This is a genomic window from Mucilaginibacter ginsenosidivorax (assembly GCF_007971525.1).
Classification (GTDB): Bacteria; Bacteroidota; Bacteroidia; order Sphingobacteriales; family Sphingobacteriaceae; genus Mucilaginibacter; species Mucilaginibacter ginsenosidivorax.
The window spans coordinates 3,320,080-3,343,381 of record NZ_CP042437.1 but is presented as its reverse complement, the minus strand read 5'-3'; the positions used below and the strand labels follow the sequence as shown (position 1 = coordinate 3,343,381).

Sequence of the window (23,302 nt, the reverse complement as noted above, 5' to 3'; positions counted from 1 at the left end):
TATTTTTCGGCATGGATGAACGGAAGGATTTGCAAAACCTGAATGCCCGCAAGTTTATGGTTTGGCTGGCAATAGCATCGTCATTTATGCTGGTTGCCGGGCTAACCAGTGTGTTCCTGATATCAACTTCGGCAGGCGATGCTATACACACCCAATTGCCTTTTGTGTTTATTATCAGCACTGTTGTTATACTCGGCAGCAGTGCCACTTTACATATAGCCGGCAAATGTTTAAAGGGGCTGCAAAATGCTAAATTCCACCTGTACCTAAAGATCACGATTGTGTTGGGGCTACTGTTTATGTTGTTGCAGGCTGTTGCATGGGGTATATTGCTTCATCAAAAAGTTTATTTTGATATGCATAAAAGCTATCAATCGTTCATTTATGTTTTTGTGGCCGTTCATCTTTTACACATTATAACCGGGATTGGGTTGCTGGGCTATACCCTATCCGGCTCGTTAAAAAACAAACCCAGGTACAGGATTTTATACCGCATGGAAATGAGCACTACCTTTTGGCATTTTATAGATATTTTGTGGGTGTATCTTTATTTGTTTTTGTTGTTAAAATGATAAATTCGATTGCAAATAATTCGCTGAGTTATGATAATTATTCCTTTTAAATCGGTTGGCAGCTTGCTCTTTTCTGATACCAGGGAAGATATAAGGAAAAAACTAAATGAAAATTTCACATCGGGTGTTAAGGGAAAAGATAACTACAAGGACTATTACGATTATTTTAAAAAAAGCGAGTTATTTGTTTACTATGATGAAAAAGGAAATATAAACGCATTCGAGTATTTCAAGCCCAATCCTGTTTTTAATAATGTTAATCTTTTAGAAACGCGCTACCGTGATGTGGTCTCCCTGTTTCTAAGCTTTGATCCCGAATTAACAATTAACTATGATGAATTTACTTCTGTTAAATATGGCATCGGAGTCAATACCATTGACGATCCTGACGAAGAAAATGCTGTTCCTCAATCGGTGGTGATATTCAAAAAGGGCTATTTTGATCCGTTGGATTTTACATAAACCGGATGCTCGATTTCTTTAACAGGCTACACATTTCGCTATCACATCGTACGTTTGTTCGCCCATCAGACAGATAGGGATGCCAAACGCGTATCATTTTACTACGTTAGTGGGTTGATATCCAATTTGACCATACATTACCCACCCTATGATCTTTACAAAAGCTAAGGCAGCCTGCAAATTTATTTTTTGTGCTTTGTTTATTTCAACGGCCATAAATGCAAGCGCCCAAAATAAAAAAACACCGAACGTTGATACATCCCGCAGGATTGTTAACATCGTTAACTTCATTCGCCTCCTGGAACCGCGAGATCCGGCAATTACCGAAGACGTATTGTACCAAACTGTGGTAAAACAGGTAGAGATCATGAAAAAATATCATCTGGGCGGCACATTCCTTTTACAGTATGATGCGCTGATGGATAAGCGATATCAAAAACTATTGGCAACCCTGCCACAAGGAACGTTCGAGATTGGCGCCTGGTGGGAGATCCCGCAGCCTATGGTGGAAAACGCCGGCCTTAAATGGCGCGGCCGCTATCCCTGGGACTGGCGGGCCAACATTGGTTTTTCTACCGGCTATACACCCAAGGAGCGCGAAAAACTGATAGATGTATACTTCCGCGATTTTAAAAAGATTTTTGGGTATTACCCCAAGTCGGTGGCGTCTTGGTTTATTGATGCTTATAGCATTAATTACATGTATCAAAAATACCATATTGTGGCTTCGGCAAACTGTAAGGACCAATATGGCACCGATGGTTATACCCTTTGGGGTGGTTACTGGAACCAGGCCTATTATCCAAGCAAAATAAACTCATATATGCCCGCGCAGCACGCGCAAAACCAGATCCCTGTCCCCATCTTCCGGATGTTGGGCAGCGATCCGGTACGGCAGTATGACAACGGACTTGGCACTACCCGCCAAGGCGTAGTTACATTGGAACCCGTTTACAAATTTGGCGGCGGCGATTCGACCTGGGTAAACTGGTTTTTCAAATCATTTACCGATGATCCTTCGCTCGGCTTTAATTATACCCAGGCCGGCCAGGAAAACTCATTTACCTGGGATGCCATGGCCAAAGGATTAGAAATACAGATGCCACTGATTGCCAAACTACGCGATGAGCATAAACTAAGGGTTGAAACCCTGGAGCAATCGGGCCGCTGGTTTAAAAAGAAATACCCGGTTACACCGGCCACTTCATTTACGGTAACTAAAGATATACCCGGCAGCGATTTGAAAACCGTTTGGTATAACAGCCGCTTTTACCGCATTAACCTGCTTTGGGAAAAGGGCAGCCTGCGCATCCGCGATATTCATTTATTTGATGAAAAATTCCCATCGGTTTACGAAAAGCAAGTGGCTACATCAAATGAGTGCTCCTTTTTTACCCTACCGGTGGTAGATGGCTACATCTGGAGCAAGCCCGATCATATTGCCGGCTTACGGCTTAAAAGAGTAGAATCTGGAAAAGAGATTCTGGCAACCGGGCAATCGCCCGTATTTAAAAACACCGGTAAAAACAGCCTGCACATATCATGGCAACTAAGCGAAGGCGGCATGCTGGAAATAGATTTGACCGAGAAGCAAATTAAAATATACATGGATAGCAAGGCCGAATATAATTGGTATCTGGACATGGATGTAGCCCCCGGCGCTGCAACACCTTACACTAACATCAACCCGAAGCAACTGAACTGCAGGTTTGAAAACACAAATTATAAGCTAAAGGCTTTGCAAGGAACGTTTTCGAAACCGGCCAACGGTTCCGTCTGGCGCTTAACACCAGAAGGGGATGCCGTTGTTCTGGATTTGGGAACTGCTTTACAGCCAGGCATCCGGTAAGTTATTCTGAGGCTGTCTCATAAGTACGAGAACAGCCTCTTTTTCTTTTATTTATTCGGATAGGTGGCGGAGAACGTTTTTGTGTAGACGATTCTCAGAGCCTCCATTTTACTTATGAGACAGCCTCAAATTTTTCTTCTTTTCCGGCAACAGGTGTCATTCCTTTAATATCCTTGCGTTTAATTCAAAGCATCACCCTACGCAGTAAATGCCGCCAATGCCTTCTCTATCCTACTTATGGTTTCCGCCTTGCCCAGCAAAGCCGCTATATCAAACACATGCGGGCCAAACTTGCCGCCAACCAACATAATGCGGAATGGCAACATTACATCGCCAACTTTAAGCGCTTTTTCTTCAGCAAGGGCCTTAAATTTAGTTTCAAAGTCGTGGGCTTCGATGCTGGCTTCAGCGGTTAATAAACTAATAAGCGTATTAAAAAAATCCGTCTTTGCGTCAGTCCACTTAGGTTTTACAGCGTTAAGGTCATATTCTTTAGGCTGCTCAAAAAAGTACCCTGCCTGCAGGTAAAAATCAGGCAATACCACACAACGGTCTTTTACAAGGTTAATTACCGTTTCCAGTTTTGCATCATCGGTTACAACAATGCCTTTATCGGCCAACACCCGGATAACTTCGGACTTCAGACTTGAGACTTCAGACTTCTTTATCCACTCGGCATTGAACCATTTGGCCTTTTCAAAATCAAACTTAGCGCCGGCTTTGCTCACACGTTCTATCGAGAATTTTTCTACCAGTTCATCCAGCGTAAATAACTCCTGGCCGGTGCCATCATTCCAGCCAAGGGTAGCCAACAGGTTTAAAAATGCTTCAGGCAAAAAGCCAAGTTCCCTGAAACCGGGCGTTAATTCACCTGTTTTGGCATCAAACCAACTCATGGCGTATACCGGGAAACCAAGGCGGGCGCCATCGCGTTTGCTTAGCTTGCCGTGGCCATCGGGTTTTAATATCAATGGCAAGTGCGCCCATTGCGGCATATCGGCTTTCCAGCCTAAATACTCCCAAAGCAGCAAATGCACCGGTGCAGATGGCAGCCACTCTTCGCCGCGGAAAGCATGCGAAATTTTCATCAGGTAATCATCAACTACCACCGCAAGATGGTATGTTGGCATACCATCGGCTTTCAGCAATACTTTATCATCAACCAGGTTGGTTTCAAAGCTTACATGCCCGCGAATCATATCTGTAAAACTTACCGTTTCATCGGCAGGCATTTTTATGCGGATAACATGCGGCGTGTGTGCATCTAACAGTGCATCAACCTCATGCTGGGGCAACGATACCGAATTCCGTAAGGTATCGCGGTATGCCTGCCCGTACTGGAAGTTGGGGATCTCTTTGCGGTTTTTGTCCAGCTCTTCGGCAGTATCAAAGGCATAATAAGCATGGCCCTGCATAACCAGGCGTTCGGCATATTCCCGGTAAATGGCTTTGCGTTCACTTTGGCGGTAGGGGGCGTAATGGCCGCCGGCAACCGGGCTTTCGTCGGGATGCAGACCACACCATTTAAGGCAATCTAAAATATATTCTTCGGCACCTTCCACATAACGGGTTTGGTCGGTGTCTTCAATTCTCAAAACAAAATCGCCATGGTGTTTTTTGGCAAACAAATAATTAAACAACACGGTGCGTACGCCACCCAGGTGCAAACCACCTGTAGGGCTCGGTGCAAAACGTACTCTTACTTTTTTATCGGTCATAGTTGGGCAAAGATAAGCTTTTTCAGATGTGCAGATATGAAGCAAATGTGCAGATTTCAAATTACAGATGTGCAGATGGCCGGGCCGCGCAAGGCTGAATTCTCTTTATTTATCGGCCATTAAATGATAATCTAATAATTTACGTTAAGGATTAGTTATCATTAATGCTTTTTCACATTTAAAATCTGCACATCTGTAATCTGCACATTTAAATAAAAATCCCGTTATTTGAACCGTGGCCAGTATAAACCCGTATCAGCAAAAAAAAAGGTGGAAGTATTTACTGCTCGCGTTTGCGTGTGTTATTGCCAGCGGTTCGTTATTTTACACCAGTTACCTGGTTAAAAACATAGCCCGGTCCGAGCGTACCCGCGCGCAGGTTTGGGCCATGAGCATGCGGCAGATCCTGAACTCCGACGACAACGATTTCCTAAAATACACCATTGCCGTTCGCGATAGTTTGGTTGTTCCTGCTATTGTTACCGATGCCAAAGGCGATATCCGTTTATCCCGCGGATTGGACACCACCAAAACTTATATCGATTTGCCTTCGCCGGGTAAAAAATACGATTTGAAGTATTTTAAAGATGAGCTGGAATACATGAAAGGGCAGCATGAACCTATCAGGCTGCAAATACTGGGCGAAGAAAACTTTGTTTATTATAAAGATTCGCCGCTGTTAACGCAGCTCAAGATTTTTCCATATGTACAGCTATCTGTTATCGCGGTGTTTTTGCTGATGGCATATACGGCGTTCAGTTCGTCGCGCAAATCGGAGCAGGACCAGGTTTGGGTAGGATTGGCCAAAGAGACTGCCCACCAGCTGGGTACGCCCATATCATCATTGATGGCCTGGATTGAATTGATGAAGGAGAAGTTTAACGCTGAGGACGACGTGCTGGTTGCCGAAATGGAAAACGATGTAAAACGGCTGGAAATTGTTGCCGACCGTTTCTCAAAAATCGGGTCGAAGCCTGTGCTGGAAGAGCATGGCGTGTACGCAGTAGTTAAGGATTTTGTTGATTATTTTAAAGTTCGCGTAAGCAAAAACATTACTTTTGAAATGAGCGGCAACCCTCACCTGAAGGCCGGTATCAACATTCCTTTATTTGATTGGGTAATTGAAAACCTGTTAAAAAACGCGGTTAACGCTATTGACGGCAAAGGCAGCATTAAGGTTGAGATTAGCGGCAACAAAGTAAAAAACCAGGTATTTATTGATGTTACAGATACGGGCAAGGGTATCCCCCGCTCTAAGTTTGATACCGTATTTCAGCCTGGCTATACCACCCGCAAGCGTGGCTGGGGCCTTGGCCTTTCGCTTACCAAAAGGATGATAGATAATTACCATAACGGGCAAATTTTTGTAAAAGACTCGGAACTGGGCAAGGGTACAACGTTTAGGATAGTATTAAAAAACACTCGCAATGATAAGCAGACCAAAAAGTGATGAATATTCACCATTCGCGGCCGGTTACGTAGGGCTGGTACCGGATGAAAATGTGATTGAAAAGCTGGAACAGCTTAAGGAATCAAGCTACCAATTGTTCAGCAGCCTTACCGAACAACAGGGCGCCTACGCCTATGCCCCAGGCAAATGGACGGTTAAACAGGCGCTTGGGCACATGATTGATACCGAACGGACGTTTGCTTACCGCGCCATGGTTTTTTCGCGCAACCACATTGAATTGCCCGGCTTTGACCAGGACGTTTATGTAGCCAATACCGACTTAAGCAACATTAGTATTAAAGACCTGGCCGAAGAATTTAAAGCCACCCGGCTGTCAAATATTTACATGATCAAAGGGTTTAGTGACGATCAGCTATTGCGCGACGGCATTGCCAGCAGCAGCCGTTTTACCGTGCGGGCATTTGTATATATGCTGGCCGGGCACGAGCTGCATCACCTGAATATTTTTAGGGATAGGTATGGGATTGGGTAATGGCGACAGGGTGGTAAAATCAGCGAAATTCTGAAGAGAAAATATCGTTAAAATAAAAGACTGTCATGCTGAGGAACGAAGGATCTATTCGCGGACTTTTTTGGCGGTCATGCACAGCTGATAGATCCTTCGTGCCTCAGGATAAAAAGGACACCGGATATCTAACCCTCGTTCCGTTTCAAAATAAAGGCCATCAGGTCGTTAATTGGCTGTTTGATAATTTTGCCCGTTTTTACCCCTTGCGAATGGCATAGCTCGGCAAGCTCGTCCTTAAAAAAGAAAGCTATGGAACCCACAAAGTGGCATTTGTATTTGTGGTATTCCGGATACGATTTGATATTGGTTTGGATGAACTCCAGCAGGCCCCGCTCCAATATCTCCTGGCCATACACGGTTGCTTTTATCTCGCTTACAAATTTTGAAAACGATGCAAGGTAGGTATTGCCGTTAGGCTTTTGGTATACGTTTTTTATAACGATATCTTTATTAAGGTGATAGGCTCTTTCGAATTTCGAGTTAATTTCGGCAGGCATGCGGCCATACAAAAAATCGGTGATCAGGGTTTTGCCAAACCAGGTGCCCGATCCTTCATCACCTAAAACATAGCCCAACCCATGCTGCCCTTCAAAAATCTCTTCGCCATCAAAAAACGAAATGTTTGACCCGGTACCCATTACGCAACAAATCCCTTTTTCATGGCCGCAGGTAGCGTAGGCGCAGCCCAGGAGGTCGCTATCCACACATACATAGGCCTTCGGAAAGTGCTGACTGATGGCATTGGAAACAATCTCATGCCTGTCGGGGCTGGAGCAACCCGCGCCAAAAAAATAAATCTCTTCAATTGCGTCGCCATATGCCAGCATCGCGGGCGCCTGGTCGGCAATTATTTTGGCTATTTCTTTTTCGCCTAAAAAGTATGGGTTTAACCCTGCTGTTTTAAATGCTACCGGTTGCTGATCAGGAATGTGTAGTAACCAGTCTGTTTTTGACGATCCGCTATCGGCTACTAAAATCATGCACTAAGTTCTTCGAGGGCCTTTAAAGTTAATGGCTTATGGATAAACTGGGTAATATACTTGTTGCTTGCCGATTGTTTCATATCAACAGGATCAAGCGACGATGAAAGCATGAATATTTTGATGTTCTTTTTATCTATATCCAATAAATCAAACTCCCTTAAAAACTCAAAACCGCTCATAGTAGGCATACGGATGTCAAGGAAAATTACATCTGGTGTAATAATTCCAAATCGCAGGGAATCAATCGCCTCTGTTGGCGATTGGCGCACAACTATCGTTTCGGCAAAGTTACTTGCCTCCAAAACCTTGCGCGTAACAAAGTTGTCGATGTAGTTATCATCAATCAACAGACAGGTTTTGTAGGGATTGGACATGTTTTCAAATATATGTGTTTTTATATTTAAAATAAAATAATCCCGCTACTGAATATTTATGCTGCTTGTTATCTGTTTTAAAGTAATTTCTGCCTGCTTTGATTGATACTGGGCTGCAAAAAAAGTTGATTGGGCAGCAAGATAATTGCGCTGCGCCTCCCGGATTTCGAGCGGTGTAATATTGCCCAGCTTATACTTTTCAAGCGATATATCCAGGTTTTTCTTAGCTATAACCACGTTTGCCTGGCCTAAAGCAATCAGGTCGAGTCCCGAAACGTATGCTGCATACAAACTATTTATCTGGGCTTCTATATTAAGCTGCACCTGTTTAGCGCTGATGTTGGCATTATCTATCTGGATCTTCGCGTTTCGCTCCTTGCGGGTTTGGTTAAAGCCATCAAAAATATTAATGGTTGCGGTAAGGCCGTAATTTAACCCATGCTGGTTTTGCTGCAGGGTAAAACCGGCCGGAGTTTTATTATCGCTAAAAGTATAACCAGTTGTTACAGCCACTTGTGGGTAGCGGGTTGATTTTACCTGCCTAAGGTTTATCTCGGCCAGGCGGCGGTTTATCTGGGTTGATAATATGGTAGGGTTTTGCGATTGCGCGCTACTTAAAATATTGCCCAATAACAATTTATCATCAACCACAATGGTATCGGCTACAGAAAAATCGGTTTGCAAATCGCGGATAAGAATTTGGTTAAGCTGGATTTTGCTTGTTTTAAATACCTGGTATTGGGTAACCAGGTTGGCCGTATCTGTATTTAAATTTACCTGGGCATTTAAAACATCAAGCTTTGAGGCGCGGCCAACATGAAATTTATCATTGGCATACCGCAACTGCGTGCGCGAAATTTCAATCGCTCCTTTCAGGGCCTTTATCTGCTCGTTTTGGCTAATAAGATCATAATAAGTGGTAATAACGTTGGCTACCGTTCGCTGGATGGTATCCTGCAAGCGAAGTGAGCCCAACTGGTCAAGTTGTTTTAACTGGTCATATGTGGCAAACATGTTAAAACCATCAAAAATTGTCCAGTTAAGGGCAACGCCGTAATTAATACCGGTGTTGGGTGCATTATGGATATTATTAACCGAGCCATCTGAACGGGTTTGTTTGGTGGTTAAGCGACTATTTGTTGATGCAAAATTACCGTTAACCTTTGGCAAAACACCGGCGTTGCCAAGCGTAACATTATTGGCCGCAATGGTTTTGTTATTTTGCGAAAGCTTTATATTATAGTTGTTTTTTAACGCTATTTCAACCGCGTCTTTTAACGTAAGCATCGGTGCTTCCTGTGCCCAGGTTTGCATCCGCAACAGGGTGCAGCAAAAAAGCAGGAAAGCTGTTTTTTTAATGATCATATCAGTTAAAGATTTTCAATCAATTTCATTTCTTTTTTTTCTGGCGCGGTTTCTTCTTCAGGCTCTTCATCCGGGTCGCGGCGGGTTTTTGATGCGAAGATCACGTACATCAATGGGATAATATAAAGCGTTAATACTAACGAGAACAGCATCCCGCCCATAATAACAATACCCAACGATACCCTGCTTTTTGCACCCGAACCCAGCGCGAAGGCGATTGGCACCGAGCCTAATACAACGGCCAAACTGGTCATAAGTATAGGGCGCAGGCGGGCAGTAGCGGCCTCGATAGCGGCTTCGTACTTGGCCACACCATGTTCCATGCGCTGGTTGGCAAACTCCACAATAAGGATCCCGTTTTTGGTTACCAGCCCTACCAGGGTGATGATACCTATTTCGCTGAAAATATTCAGTGTTTGATTAAACAGCCACAACGATAAAAATGCACCCGAAATAGCCAGCGGTACGGTAAGCATCACGATGAATGGATCCATAAAGCTTTCAAACTGGGCAGCCAAAACCAGGTATATCAGCAAAAGCGCAAAGCCAAAGGCAAATAAGATATTTGACGATCCTTCGGCATAATCCCGCGATGGGCCGCTGAGGGCGGTGCTGAACGTTTCGTCGAGCAGGCTTTTGGAGATCCGGTCCATCTCGGCAATACCATCGCCAACTGTTTTGCCCGGAGCTAAACCAGCCTGAATGGTTGCCGATTTATACCGGTTAAAGTGATAGATAGCCGGCGGCGTGGCGCCTTCGGTAGTTTTAACCACGTTATCCAGTTGCACCAGGTTCCCTTTGGTACTGCGCACATATACCGATCTCAAATCAAGCGGCTGATCGCGGTTGGCCCTGTCAACCTGGGCTATTACCTGGTATTGCTTCCCGTTTATCAGGAAGTAATCTAAACGGCCGGCACTATAATACAATTGCAGCGTTTGCGCTATGTCATCTACAGAAACACCCAAATCACGTGCCCTGTCGCGATCTGTTACCACCCTTAATTCGGGTTTGGTAAATTTAAGGTTCACGTCCGTTCCCTGGAAAACGGGGCTACGGGAAACCTCGGCAAAAAACCTTGGCAGCACTTTTCTTATTTTTTCAAAGTCCTGGTTTTGTATAACATACTGTACCGGCAATGATGTACGCGCGCCGCTGCCGCCGCCGCTTATGGTTTGCTCCTGCACTACAATGGCCCGGGCGTCGGGCATTTTGCTTAGTTTTTTGTTCATCCAATCAGCAAGTTGTTGCTGGGTACGCGTACGCTCGTCGGGCGCTACCAAACCAACACGGCCAAAACCTGTATTTGCCGCTCCGCCGCCGCCAAATGAAGGCGAAACGATCTCGAGGTTAATATTGGCTTCCGGTATCGAATCGGCCACCAGGTTTGAAACTTTGTCCATATACCGGGTCATGTACTCGTATGTGGCACCTTCAGATCCGGTTACGCTGTAACGCAATAAACTTCTGTCGTCAAGCGGTGCCAATTCAGACGGAATAACTTTCACCAATACACCAATAATTATCAAAGACACGGCCAGGATAACAAAAGATACCCACCGCACTTTCATAAATTTTATAAGCGTTTCGGTGTACGATGTGGTCATGTTCACAAAAAACGGTTCGGTTCGCTCGTAAAACTTCGACTTTTTATTGTTCTTCCTGATCAGCTTCACGTTCAGCATCGGTGTTAACGATAACGACACAAAGGCCGATATTAAAACCGCCCCGGCTACTACTACCGCAAACTCGCGGAACAGCCTGCCTGTAAATCCCTGTAAAAACACAATAGGTAAAAACACAGCCGCCAGCGTTACCGAAGTCGAAACAACTGCGAAGAAAATTTCTGCCGAACCTTCAAATGCTGCTTTGCGGATAGCCATCCCCGCCTCTACTTTTTTGTAAATGTTTTCTGTTACCACAATACCATCATCAACCACCAGCCCCGTTGCCAGTACAATGCCCAGCAGGGTTAAAATATTGATGGAAAAGCCAAACACATACATGATAAAAAAGGCCCCGATCAGTGATACAGGTATATCTATCAGCGGGCGGAAGGCGATTAGCCAATCGCGGAAAAACAGGTAGATGATGATAACCACCAGTACAAAGGAAATAATAAGTGTTTCCTGCACCTCGGTGATTGACTGATTGATAAAGCGGGTATTATCCAGCGCTACCTTTACCTTAATGTCGGGCGGCAAGTCTTTCTGAATCTGTTTTAAACGGGCGTAAAAATCTTTGGCTATTTGCACATAATTCGCTCCCGGCTGTGGTACTATAGCCAGGCCCACCATAGGCACGCCCGATTCCTTAAATATAGTTTCCTCATTAGCCGATCCTAAAACGGCGTAGCCAATATCGCTCAGGTGAATAACCCGGCTGCTATCGGCACGGATGATGAGGTTGTTAAAATCTTTTTCGGTTGATAGCTTGCCAAGGGCCCTTATGGTTACCTCGGTATTATTGCCCTCAATTTTACCGGCAGGCAGCTCCACGTTTTCTTTGGCCAACGCGGCGCCAATATCGGTAGCCGTAAGGCCAAGAGCCGACAGTTTGTTAGGGTCTATCCATAAGCGCATGGCGTACTGGCGCTGGCCCTGTATATTAATAGTACTTACGCCGGGTATGGTTTGCAGGCCCTCCTGCAATACGTTTTCGGCATAATCATCCAGTTGGGTAATATTACGCTTGTCGCTGCTCACGGTAAGGGTGATAATCTGGTCGGCGCTGGCGTCGGCTTTGGTTACTACCGGCGGAGCGTTAATATCCTGTGGCAGTTGGCGCTGTGCCTGCGCTACTTTATCGCGCACGTCATTAGCCGCAGTTTCCAAATCGGCATCAAGGTCAAACTCTACTGTAATATTACTTGATCCAACCGAGCTTGTTGATGATATATTACGGATACCCGGTACACCGTTGATCGATTTTTCCAGCGGCTCGGTTATCTGCGATTCAATTACATCGGCATTCGCTCCCGAGTAACTGGTAGATACCGAAATAATTGGCGGATCGACCGACGGGAAATCCCTCACCCCTAAAAACTTGTAGCCAATAATACCGAACACAACAATAACTACCGACATTACTGTTGCCAATACCGGCCTTTTTATACTTACTGAGGATAAACTCATGGCGTTACTTTATTACTTTAATAATTTTTAAAGGAACTTTCGCCCTCATTTGTATCAGGCCCGAAACCACTACACTGTCGCCAGGCTTTAAACCATCTACCACCTGAATTTTGGTATCGGTACGCAAATCTGTTTTTACCGGCCGGGCAACAGCAATCCCGTTGTGGGCAACGTAAACAATGCTGCTTTTCAGATCGGGGATAACAGCCTCGGTTGGTAACAGGATTGTTTTGGGAATCTGGTCGAGCGTTAAATTAATTTTGGCAAAACTACCTGCGGTTAACAAGCCCTTGGGGTTTGGCGCTTTGGCCCGCACAGTAATAGTACGCGAGTTAACATCGATAGAAGGCTCGATAGCATAAACAGTCCCTGTAAAATTTTCCCTTGAGCTTTCGGTATTAAACCTGATTTTGCTGCCTACGCCAAGTATGGCCAAGTATCGTTCAGGAACCGAGAAGGTGATTTTTGCGGGGTCGATATTTACCAGCTGCGCAATAGGCGATGACGGCGACAGATAGCTGCCGGGGCTCACATTACGCAGCCCGATGGTACCCGAAAATGGCGCCCTGATTTCTGTGCGTGATATTTGTGCTTTTATCACATCAGCTGCAGCTTTTAACGAGTTTAGCGAGGTTAACGATGTATCATATTCTTCCTGGCTTATGGCTTCCTTTTGCAGTAATACCTTATTACGGTACTCCACTTGTTTGGCCAGGGTTACCTGGTATTGGTTTTGAGCCAATGAAGCCTCCAGGTCCTGGTTATATACCTTAACCAGCAGTTGACCTTTTTGCACCTTGCTACCCTCATTAAAATAAATCCCGGTGATGTTGCCTGCTGTTTGGCTTACCAGGTTTACCTTCTCGTTAGCATCAATACTGCCCGTTACATCAATAATGTTGTTTACGGCGGTATCTTTCACAATCATAATGTTCACGTTTACCGGTCCGTTCTTTTTCTTGCCGCTTTTACCGCCGGCTTGTGCTGCCGCGCTTTCTTTGGCGCTTTTACTAAAAAACTTGTTGTAAACCAAATAAGCAACCAGCAAGGCCAGCGCCGTGTAAATAATATATTTTGTCTTCATATTTAATCAACAATCATTTTGTGATCTTTAAATTGGGTTCGGTTGTAAAGGGCTTTATGTTGGTCTGCATTTTTTGCAGCACGCTTTCAAATATTTTCATCTCGTGCGCCGATATGCCTTTGGTGATATCAGCGTTGATGTGCTCAAAAGTTTCTACAATCTGCGGTACAGCCAGCTTTGCCTTTTCGGTAACCCTTAGCAAATGCTCGCGTCGGTCATTCGGGTTGCTCTCGCGGTAAACAAAGCCTTTTGCGGTAAGCATGTTAATAATACTTACCATAGCCGATTTGTCTTTATCCAGTATTTGCGCCAGCGCGTTTTGGGTAAGCTGCCCATCGTGATAGTATATAAGCGACAGAATAAAGTGGTACCGGGTAACATCCAGGTGGGCGGTATGCTTTGCCAGCACATTAAGGTATAACTTACCTAAACGTATCAGTTTCCGGGATATGGGTTCTATCAGCTGCATCTTAAACAAGCGGCAGCAAACATACTTACCCACAAGGTTAATTAGTTGCATGTATCAACCATTTTACAAGTGTAAACAAGGCTGATATTTTAAAAAAATATAATTTTTATAACTTGCACGCATGAAACCAATTAAGCTGACCGCGACTGTATCATTAATTTTACTTTTTATGAATGTAAACGCCAGTAAGGCGCAACCCCTATCTGATATATCATACACTGTTTCCTTCCCCGAAGCCCAGGCCCATTATGCCGAAATAGAGATGAATATCACCGGGCTCAAGCAAAACACGCTCGATCTTAAAATGCCTGTCTGGACACCTGGATCATACCTGGTGAGGGAATTTGCCAAAAACATCGAGGCCTTTAGCGCCAGCATCAATGGCAAAATTGTAGCCTCGCCCAAAATCAATAAAAACACCTGGCGTATTGCTACAAAAGGTGTGGCCGCCGTTACCATAAAGTATCGCGTTTACGCCAACGAGGTGTCGGTTCGTACCAGCTATATTGATGTAACACATGCTTTCCTGTCAACGACGGGTATATTTATTTATCCCGCCAATATGCTGCACTCGCCATCAACTATCACCATTACGCCATATAGTAACTGGGCTAAAGTTTCAACCAGTTTAGAGATGGTTAACGGCAATCCTTTTGTTCGCCACTCGCCCAACTTTGATATTTTGTTCGATTCTCCCATCGAAGTTGGCAACCAGGACATTTTCGGTTTTGATGTTGACGGCGTTAAATATGAAGTATGTATGTACGGAGGCGGCAACTACGATAAAGAGCGTATTAAAAAAGATATGCACGCTATTATTCAGCAGGAGGCAGCCATATTTGGCGAAAACCCCAATAAACATTATACTTTTATTATCCATAATCATTTGCGTGGCGGAGGTGGTATAGAGCATCTTAGCTCAACTGTTTTGGGCATCAGCCGCGATAATTATGGCAGCGAAAAAGGGTACCAGGGTTTCCTGGGCCTGGTAGCGCATGAGCACTTTCACCTTTGGAACGTGAAGCGTTTGCGGCCTATTGTTTTAGGCCCCTTTGATTACGATAACGAAAATTATACCACCAACCTTTGGATTGCCGAAGGCTTCACCGAATATTACCAGGAGATAGCCGTTCGCCGCACCAACCTTTATCCGCCCGAAAACTACCTGGAGCAGATAGCCAACGAGTTTAACGTATTAGAAAACCTGCCGGGCAAAAACGTACAAACCGTAGCCGAATCGAGTTTTGATGCCTGGATAAAAGGTTATCGCCCTAACGAAAACTCGAACAATACCACTATCTCTTATTACACCAAGGGCGCTATAATTGGCATGATGCTGGATTTGGAGATCATCAACAATTCGGCCCAAAAACACAATCTTGACGATGTAATGAAGTACATGTATGTAACCTATTACAAAACCAAAAAACGTGGCTATACAGATGCTGAGTTTAAAAAAGGTTTTGAAATGTTTGCAGGCAAAAAGCTGGATGATTTTTATAAAAGATACATAAACGGACTTGACCCTGTTGACTACAACAAGTACCTGGGTTATGCCGGCTATAAAATAGTTGACGAACTGGCCGATAACAATGATGCCGCCCTTGGTATTACCACCGGTACTACCGCAGCCAAAAAAGTAATGGTTACCAGTGTAACCCGTGGTACCGCGGCCTATATTGATGGAATTAACGTTGGCGATGAAATAACAGCTATTGACGGCAACCCCATATCCGACGGCTCCAACCTGATAACGGGCAAAAGACCCGGCGACAAAATACAGGTAACCGTTAACCGCGACGGGCAATCTGTTACCTTGCCAGTAACGCTGTTGAAAAGCAACAGGGTAAAATATAAGGTTGTGCCTGTTGATAGCCCTTCGGCACAGCAGCTGGCCGTGCGCACAAAATGGCTGAGTTTGTAACTACGCCATTTAGATTATTGAAAGCCCCGATATTCCGAGGCTTTTTTTATGCTTACGAATGACAAACGCCTTATCTTAAATTCGTTTAAAGTCATGAATGTTTTCTTCTTAAAGTATATATGTTTATACTCGTAATATAATTAAATCTTTATGGGTAAAATTAATGTTGAAGGCGTTGAAATTGCCATTTTTTCTCAAAATGATATTGACTACATATCACTGACAGATATGGCTAAAAGCCAACATGAAAACATCATTATCACAAAATGGCTTAGTTTAAAAAACACAATTGAATACCTGGGTGAGTGGGAGGCGATGTTTAATGAAAAGTTTAATTATACCGATTTCGGTACAATTAAAAACACCGCAGGAGGAAATAATTTTGTGTTGTCGGTAAAAGAATGGATAGAAAAAACAGGTGCCATTGGAATTACTGCAAAACCAGGGCGATATGGGGGTACTTACGCCCATAAAGACATCGCATTTCAATTTGGTATGTGGATAAGTCCACGGTTTCAATTATTATTAGTAAGGGAATTTCAACGACTAAAAGATGAAGAGCAAAAGCGCCTGGGTTCGGAATGGGACTATAGAAGATTTTTGTCTAAAGCGAATTATACCATCCATACTGCAGCTATAAAGGATTTTGTAATTCCCAAATTAAACCTCGAAAAAGATCGGGAGTGGCTGATATATGCAAGCGAAGCCGATTTGTTAAGTGTAGGAATCTTTGGATTTACCGCAAAACAATGGCGGGAGGCCAACCCCCAACTTCACTTAAAAGGGCTAAACATGAGAGATTTAGCAGATGCCCATGAATTACTTGTTTTATCTAATCTCGAGGGATATAATGCGATATTAATTGAACAAGGAATTGATAAATACCAACGATTGCTCGCATTAAAAAAAGCTGCAGAACAACAGCTTAAGGCACTACGAAAATCTATCTATACCGAAGAAAAAATCAAAAGCCCTTTTTTACCTGTCGGGAAACCGTCAAAAAAAACGGATAAATAAAAATGCCATCACCCGCCGCATTAAAAAAGATAAGGCCTATACAGCTTATTGCTGTTATCTTCTTTACCGTATCCGGTGGGCCTTACGGCCTGGAGCCTTTGTTAGCTTACGCCGGCGACCATGCCGCATTGATTATCCTGTTAATTACGCCGCTTTTGTGGGATGTGCCTGCCATATTAACCGTGCTGGAATTAAACAGCATGATGCCGGTAAACGGCGGCTATTATAAATGGGTAAAACACGCACTTGGCACCCGTTGGGGCTTTTATGAAGGCTGGTGGACCTGGCTTTATACATTTGTAGACCTGGCCATTTACCCGGTGCTATTTGTAATGTATGCTTCCTTTTTTTATCCCGAACTCGCTCAATATAAAATACAGGTTTGTTTACTCATCATTTGGGCATCAGCGGGCTTAAATATATTGGGTATTGTACCGGTGGGTAAAGCAAGCTTATTTTTAAGCGCCATTGTACTGGCGCCGGTGGTTATTGTAATTGTGCTGGCCTTTCATCACCATACCGGGCCGTTAACGCTGCCTGCGCCATCTTTTAAAGGCCTTAATTTTCCATCTTTCGGGATGGCTTTGTATACGGTGATGTGGAATTGCCTGGGCTGGGACAACGTGACCACCTATGCCGAGGAGGTAGAGCGGCCGGTACGCTCCTATATTCTATCCATAATCATTGCGTTTACACTGGTTATAGTGGTTTACTTTTTTATAACCTGGGTAGCACAGCAATCGGGCATCAATCATACCAAATTTACGGATGAAGGAATGCCCGCCCTGGGTGTGTTGATAGCCGGGCATTGGCTTGGCGTTGTGGTTGCTGTAGGAGGCATGGCGAGTTCCTTAGGTATTTACGCCGCTGTGCTGCTATCCGTTTCGCGGGTGCCGCACGTAATGGCCCAGGACAAGTTGCTGCCCGCCGGAATCAACCGTTTACATAAACGGTTCAACACGCCCTTTGTATCCATCATTATTTGCTCGCTGGTGGTGAGTTTTATGATATTATGGAAACTGGGCGAATTGTTTATTATCGACGTAACGGTGTATGGAGCAGGCCTTTCGTTAGAATATATCACGCTGGTAAAACTGCGCATAAAAGAACCCGACAGGGCAAGGCCATTCAAGATACCGCTGGGCGTGCCGGGGCTTTGTATCCTTTTAATGCTTCCTGTTCTGGTATACGTAATCGCCCTCGCCGGAACCTTCTCTTCAGAGGGCGATGCCGTTAAGGCGTCTGTATTCGCCATTATCGCACTGCTTAGTGCCGAGGTTGCCTGGCAGCGCATTGCCTTTATCACCCGGCTAAAAAGATGGTATAAAAGAAACTGGTCGTAAATGGCCTTACTATAATCTACGTTTGGGTTTGTAAAGATCATGTTATCCATCCCATCGGCACCAGCAAAGCATTACCTTTATTAACCATTTATAAAGTTATGCAAAAATCCCCCTTCTCTTTTGTTATCATTGGTTGCTTGCTTTTAATAGCTTCTACTTCGTTTGCGCAGCGTCGCCAGGCGGTGAAGCCGGCCGGTCAGCCGGCCGAGGTACAAATTACCCCCTATAAAACTACGGTTATTGCCAATGGTGCCGACGATGTAATGATTAAAGTGGTGGTAATTGACAGTAAAGGCGACGAAGTAAAAACGGCCCGTAACCTTATCCGTTTTTCGGTACAGGGTGATGCGCGGATAGCGACAATAACAACATCCGGCAAAGCGGATGCTGCAGCTACAATAACTGATACATCGGCGCGGGCCAACATGAAAAACGGCGAGCTTTGGGTAAAATTAATTGCAGGGCGTACACGTGGCCATGTAAAATTTGAGGCAAAAAGCGATAGCTTATGGACCGGATCAACCGAAATTCACACCGTACAGCCCGGAAGCCCGCATAAGGTAACCAACGATAAGTACGTTGCCAAAACGGTAACTGACAAAATATTAGGCGCCGATATCTCTTTCCTGCCCGAGCTGGAAGCAAAAGGGGTTAAATTCAGCGATAAAGGCGTTGAAAAAGATGCTATTCAAATATTGAAGGAGCATGGCTTTAACTACATCCGCCTGCGCATTTTTAATGATCCTGCCGGGCCAAAAGGATATTCGCCAACAAAGGGGTTTTGCGATCTGGAGCACACCAGGCAAATGGCCAAACGCGTAAAAGCCGCGGGTATGAAGCTACTGCTCGATTTTCATTACAGTGATTACTGGGCCGATCCGCAGCAGCAAAATAAACCGGCAGCCTGGGTTGGGCAGGATTTTATCACCCTAAAAAAATCGGTGCAGAATTATACAGCGATGGTAATGCAACAGCTGAAAGATCAAAACACCACGCCCGATATGGTGCAGGTTGGCAACGAGATTAATCACGGCGTGGTTTGGCCCGACGGGCAGATTAACAACCTGGATAGCCTGGCGCAATTGATCTACTCCGGCGTAAAGGGAGTAAAGGCCGTTAGCCCAAAAACCATTATCATGGTACATATTGCCTTAGGCGGCCAAAACCTCGAGTCGCGGTTTTTTATGGACAACATGGCGGCAAGAAATTTGCCGTTTGATGTGATTGGACTGTCGTACTATCCCAAATGGCATGGCACGCCGGATGATTTGAAAGCCAACATGGCCGATATGGCCCAACGTTATCATAAACAGGTTATGGTTGCCGAGTACACTCAACTAAAGAGAGAAGTTAACGATATTGCATTTACAGTACCTGGCGGAAAAGGTATTGGTTCATTCATATGGGAACCGCTGAGCACCTGGGAGCAGATTTTTGACAGGGACGGTAAGTCAAACGCGCTAATTGATGTGTACCCGCAAATTGCGCGCAAATATGGCGTTAAGCAATAGTGTTAAGTAGTACGTCTGAAGTTGATTTTTTTGAATTAGAACTTAGGGCTTGGGGCTAATACAATCTGCCAATTTATCGTTGATACCACAATAGGAGCGGCTTTTATAATCAACCCCAATTAATTACATTTGAAAAAACACTACTATATGAATATTAAACAATTTTGTTTTTTATTATTATCCTGCGCCGTTGTATTTACGGGTTGTAAACACGATAAAAAAACGGAAGAGGCAGCCAAAGCCGTCAGCCCCGAAGAAATTAAAGAAAAAATAGCGGTATTGGCAGCCGATTCGATGATGGGTCGCAAACCTTTTACAGTCGGGGAGAACAAAGCCATCGCTTACATTTCATCTGAGTTTAAAAAAGCCGGGTTAGCGCCGGGAAATAATGGCAGTTACTACCAGGATGTTCCTATGGTTGAGGTTACCAGCACACCATCGGCCACTATGGAAATCAGCGGAGGCAAATCGCCATTAAGCCTGCATGTTACCAGCGATTTTGTGGCCTTTACCCGCCGCGAAGTGGCTACTGTTGAACTTAAAAACTCCCCTTTGGTTTTTGCCGGATATGGTGTTGTAGCGCCTGAATACCATTGGAATGATTATGCCGGGCTGGATGTAAAAGGAAAAACGGTAGTAGTGCTGGTTAATGATCCGGGCTTTAAATCGGGTCGGAAAGATTTGTTTAAAGGCGATACCATGACCTATTATGGCCGTTGGACCTATAAATTTGAGGAAGCCGCCCGCCAGGGCGCAGCAGGAGTTATCATTGTGCACCAAACAGCGCCGGCAAGCTATGGCTGGAGTGTTGTTTCGAACAGTAACTCGGGAGCAAAACTTTATTTGACACAACCTGATAAGCACATGAACCGCTGTAAGGTTGAGGGATGGATTACAGAAGACGCCGCCAAAAAGCTTTTCGCAGATGCCGGTATCAACGGAGATCTTCGCTCCATTGCTCGCGATAAAAACTTTAAGGCTATTCCGCTTAACAGGACTGTTAACTTAACCGTTAATACCAAACTAAAATATTCTACATCTCATAACGTCGTTGGCATTTTAAAAGGTAGCACCAGGCCCACCGAATGCGTGTTGTATACCGCCCATTGGGATCATTTGGGCATTGGCAAACCTAACGCCCAGGGCGATAGCATTTATAACGGGGCAATTGATAATGCCGATGGCGTGGCTTCAATTATCGGCATAGCCAACGCGTTTAAAAAATCAACAGCAAAACCGCAGCGCTCCATGGTGTTTTTAGCGGTTACAGGCGAAGAGCAAGGCTTATTGGGCTCTGAGTATTATGCAACGCACCCTATTTATCCCCTTAATAAAACCGTTGCCGATTTAAACATCGACGCCATTGGCGATTATGGCGAAACCAAAGACATTGCCATAACCGGCAAAGGGCAAAATGAACTGGAAGATTATGTTGGTGCTATTGCACAGCAAGACGGCCTAACCACAGTTGGCGACCGTACACCCGGCTCTGGAAGCTATTACCGGTCAGATCATTTCAACTTTGCCAAGCTGGGCGTTCCGGCACTTGATATTAATATAGGAAGCACCAGCAAAACGCATGATGGTACCTATGGCGCCGATAAAGAAAAAGACTATAACGAAAACCGCTATCATCAGCAAGCCGATAATTACACGCCCGATATGGATGCTACAGGCATGGCCCAGATAGCCGATATCCTTTTCAGGATAGGTACCAAACTTGGTAACGAAACTACCTTCCCCGGCTGGAAACCCGGTTCGGAGTTTAAGGCAGCAAGGGATAAATCTATCGGTAAATAAGCTTAAAGCGGAATGCCAAAGGCTCAAAGCAATATAAAAATGGCCGGCTGCTATAGCGCCCGGCCATTTTTATATTTATAGGGCAACCCTTGACCTGTTAAACCAAATGGCCGCACTCTTTGAAAAAAGCATCGCGATAGCTGTAACTTCTAACAGGATCTCTCCTAAAAACAACCCCATTACTACCGGACTTAATTTTACGGCCGGATTTTTTTGAAAGAAAACAATCGCGGCCCATATGAACGATATCACATTAAAAATTATAAAAATCAATGTTACAATCCTCGCCCATTTACGTCCCTCGCCTGTAGCAAATATGATGTATATAGCCAAAAGCAATTCGGTGATAAATTCAAAGAGGTGTATATGATCAAGCGAGTTATTGGCCATTTGGATAATCAGCGCTAAATAAAGCAATACCACGCCCCTTTTTACTGCAACAGGTACATTGCCCTCAGGGTGATTATTTAAATAAAACCTGCTTAAAAGCCTGCCCAGCATTTATTCCGCTTTTTTAAACGCGTTCCATCCTTGTGCCTTTAATGGGTGTGAGTTTCCGGATTTGGTAATCAGGTTACAGCCTGCGGAAGCTTCGGTAATGTGCCCGATGATAGTAATGTCCATCTTAAACTTTATCTTATCGTAGTCTGACTGTTTTACGGTGAACAGCAGTTCATAATCTTCGCCGCCGCTTAACGCGCATACAGTTGGGTCAAGGTTAAACTCGCGGGCTGTTTCGTAAGTCATCGGGTCAAGCGGGATTTTCTCTTCGTATAAATTGCAGCCTTTATCGCTTTGCTTGCAAATGTGCAGTATCTCGGAGGCAAGGCCGTCAGATACATCTATCATTGCCGTAGGTTTTACCTCGATGCTTTTAAGCAGCTCTACAATATCGCGGCGGGCTTCTGGTTTTAACTGGCGCTCTACGATGTAATCCTTACCTTCCAAGTCGGGCTGAATATTGGGATTTTCCAAATAAATCAGCTTTTCGCGTTCCAGTAATTGCAGGCCGGTATAAGCGCCGCCTAAATCTCCGGATACGCAAATCAAATCACCTTCTCCGGCTCCGTTGCGGTAAACCACATCCACTTCATCGGCATAACCTATTGATGTTACACTAATTACCAGGCCTTGTTTTGATGATGTTGTATCGCCGCCAACCAGGTCGACATTATATTTTTCACAGGCTATATAAATGCCTTCGTAAAGTTCTTCAATTGCTTCTAACGGAAATTTGCTCGACATGCCTATAGACACCGTAACCTGCGACGCTGTGCCATTCATAGCGTAAATATCGCTCAGGTTAACCTGGATGGCTTTATAACCCAGATGTTTTAAGGGCGTATATGCCAGGTCGAAATGAATGCCTTCTAATAGCATATCGGTACTTACCAAAACTTTTTTGCCGGTAAAATCAAGTACTGCGGCATCGTCACCTACTCCCTTATTGGTACTTGGCTGCGTTAGTTTTATATTTTTGGTTAAATGGCTTATCAGGCCAAACTCGCCTAATTCTTCCAGATTTGTTCTTTCCTGATTTTCAAACATGTTTTTTGTAATTACGCCGGCAACTTGCCATCAATCAGCAAAAATACAATTATTCCCATTAGATAAAGCGATAGAAGCTAAGGGTTTCGGGGCAAACGCACCTGAATTGGGTTAACATAACTTAACACATTTCAAATAAAGTTCTATATAAATATATAATAATCAATGTT

The 23,302-nt window shown here is 44.4% G+C and carries 19 protein-coding genes; 10 read left to right on the top strand and 9 right to left on the bottom strand.

Going from position 1 to position 23,302, the window contains the following annotated elements; all coding sequences use genetic code 11:
- Positions 1–11: 11 nt before the first annotated feature.
- From FSB76_RS13980 to FSB76_RS13970, 3 genes are all read left to right on the top strand, one after another.
- Entirely contained in the window at positions 12–572 is a 561-nt protein-coding gene (locus FSB76_RS13980) for a cytochrome c oxidase subunit 3 (RefSeq protein ID WP_147054299.1), read from the top strand.
- A 30-nt stretch (positions 573–602) separates the two neighbouring features.
- Positions 603–1,034, top strand: a complete 432-nt coding sequence (locus FSB76_RS13975; RefSeq protein WP_147054297.1) for a hypothetical protein — start codon at positions 603–605, stop codon at positions 1,032–1,034.
- Between the two features lie 148 nt (positions 1,035–1,182).
- Positions 1,183–2,883: a hypothetical protein gene (locus FSB76_RS13970; protein WP_192910150.1), complete on the top strand. Its 1,701-nt coding sequence runs from the start codon at positions 1,183–1,185 to the stop codon at positions 2,881–2,883.
- Between the two features lie 197 nt (positions 2,884–3,080).
- On the opposite strand, the gene gltX is transcribed toward FSB76_RS13970, so the two are convergent.
- Positions 3,081–4,601, bottom strand: coding sequence for a glutamate--tRNA ligase (gene gltX / locus FSB76_RS13965; protein ID WP_147054295.1), 1,521 nt, complete (start codon positions 4,599–4,601; stop codon positions 3,081–3,083).
- Positions 4,602–4,845: 244 nt separating this feature from the next.
- Between gltX and FSB76_RS13960 the strand changes: the two genes are divergently transcribed.
- Together FSB76_RS13960 and FSB76_RS13955 are read left to right on the top strand one after the other, a co-directional pair.
- The gene (locus FSB76_RS13960) at positions 4,846–6,051 is read left to right on the top strand and encodes a sensor histidine kinase (protein ID WP_147060979.1); all 1,206 of its coding nucleotides are present in this window, start codon (positions 4,846–4,848) and stop codon (positions 6,049–6,051) included.
- The gene (locus FSB76_RS13955) at positions 6,029–6,544 is read left to right on the top strand and encodes a DinB family protein (RefSeq protein WP_147054293.1); all 516 of its coding nucleotides are present in this window, start codon (positions 6,029–6,031) and stop codon (positions 6,542–6,544) included. The genes FSB76_RS13960 and FSB76_RS13955 overlap by 23 nt, the downstream gene beginning before the upstream one ends.
- A 161-nt stretch (positions 6,545–6,705) precedes the next feature.
- Here the strand turns inward: FSB76_RS13955 and FSB76_RS13950 are convergent, their stop codons facing one another.
- Genes FSB76_RS13950 through FSB76_RS13925 form a run of 6 tightly spaced genes read right to left on the bottom strand, consistent with a single transcriptional unit; the run spans position 6,706 to position 14,040 of the window.
- Positions 6,706–7,560 carry an N-acetylglucosamine kinase gene (locus tag FSB76_RS13950; protein WP_147054291.1) on the bottom strand — a complete coding sequence of 285 codons (855 nt, stop codon included), beginning with the start codon at positions 7,558–7,560 and terminating at the stop codon, positions 6,706–6,708.
- Positions 7,557–7,937, bottom strand: coding sequence for a response regulator (locus FSB76_RS13945; RefSeq protein ID WP_147054288.1), 381 nt, complete (start codon positions 7,935–7,937; stop codon positions 7,557–7,559). The genes FSB76_RS13950 and FSB76_RS13945 overlap by 4 nt, the downstream gene beginning before the upstream one ends.
- A gap of 45 nt (positions 7,938–7,982) precedes the next feature.
- Positions 7,983–9,302 carry a TolC family protein gene (locus FSB76_RS13940; RefSeq protein ID WP_147054286.1) on the bottom strand — a complete coding sequence of 440 codons (1,320 nt, stop codon included), beginning with the start codon at positions 9,300–9,302 and terminating at the stop codon, positions 7,983–7,985.
- A 5-nt stretch (positions 9,303–9,307) separates the two neighbouring features.
- Complete coding sequence (locus FSB76_RS13935) at positions 9,308–12,436, bottom strand: efflux RND transporter permease subunit (RefSeq protein WP_147054284.1); 3,129 nt, start codon at positions 12,434–12,436, stop codon at positions 9,308–9,310.
- 4 nt (positions 12,437–12,440) lie between these two features.
- Positions 12,441–13,520 carry an efflux RND transporter periplasmic adaptor subunit gene (locus tag FSB76_RS13930; RefSeq protein ID WP_147054282.1) on the bottom strand — a complete coding sequence of 360 codons (1,080 nt, stop codon included), beginning with the start codon at positions 13,518–13,520 and terminating at the stop codon, positions 12,441–12,443.
- 13 nt (positions 13,521–13,533) lie between these two features.
- The gene (locus FSB76_RS13925) at positions 13,534–14,040 is read right to left on the bottom strand and encodes a MarR family winged helix-turn-helix transcriptional regulator (RefSeq protein ID WP_147054281.1); all 507 of its coding nucleotides are present in this window, start codon (positions 14,038–14,040) and stop codon (positions 13,534–13,536) included.
- A gap of 70 nt (positions 14,041–14,110) precedes the next feature.
- On the opposite strand from FSB76_RS13925, the gene FSB76_RS13920 reads away from it, so the two are divergent.
- From FSB76_RS13920 to FSB76_RS13900, 5 genes are all read left to right on the top strand, one after another.
- A complete protein-coding gene (locus FSB76_RS13920; protein WP_225976510.1) occupies positions 14,111–15,913 on the top strand; it encodes a M61 family metallopeptidase in 1,803 nt (600 codons plus the stop codon).
- Positions 15,914–16,063: 150 nt separating this feature from the next.
- Positions 16,064–16,930, top strand: coding sequence for a KilA-N domain-containing protein (locus tag FSB76_RS13915; protein WP_147054278.1), 867 nt, complete (start codon positions 16,064–16,066; stop codon positions 16,928–16,930).
- Positions 16,931–16,932: 2 nt separating this feature from the next.
- Positions 16,933–18,273 (top strand): APC family permease, encoded by a 1,341-nt coding sequence (locus FSB76_RS13910; RefSeq protein ID WP_147054276.1) that lies wholly within the window; start codon positions 16,933–16,935, stop codon positions 18,271–18,273.
- 98 nt (positions 18,274–18,371) lie between these two features.
- Complete coding sequence (locus FSB76_RS13905) at positions 18,372–19,784, top strand: glycosyl hydrolase 53 family protein (protein ID WP_147054274.1); 1,413 nt, start codon at positions 18,372–18,374, stop codon at positions 19,782–19,784.
- 147 nt (positions 19,785–19,931) lie between these two features.
- The gene (locus FSB76_RS13900; protein ID WP_147054272.1) at positions 19,932–21,584 is read left to right on the top strand and encodes a M28 family metallopeptidase; all 1,653 of its coding nucleotides are present in this window, start codon (positions 19,932–19,934) and stop codon (positions 21,582–21,584) included.
- A gap of 75 nt (positions 21,585–21,659) precedes the next feature.
- Here the strand turns inward: FSB76_RS13900 and FSB76_RS13895 are convergent, their stop codons facing one another.
- The gene (locus tag FSB76_RS13895) at positions 21,660–22,085 is read right to left on the bottom strand and encodes a hypothetical protein (RefSeq protein ID WP_147054270.1); all 426 of its coding nucleotides are present in this window, start codon (positions 22,083–22,085) and stop codon (positions 21,660–21,662) included.
- Positions 22,086–23,132 (bottom strand): thiamine-phosphate kinase, encoded by a 1,047-nt coding sequence (gene thiL, locus FSB76_RS13890; protein ID WP_147054268.1) that lies wholly within the window; start codon positions 23,130–23,132, stop codon positions 22,086–22,088. It abuts the gene before it with no gap.
- Between the last annotated feature and the right edge of the window lie 170 nt (positions 23,133–23,302).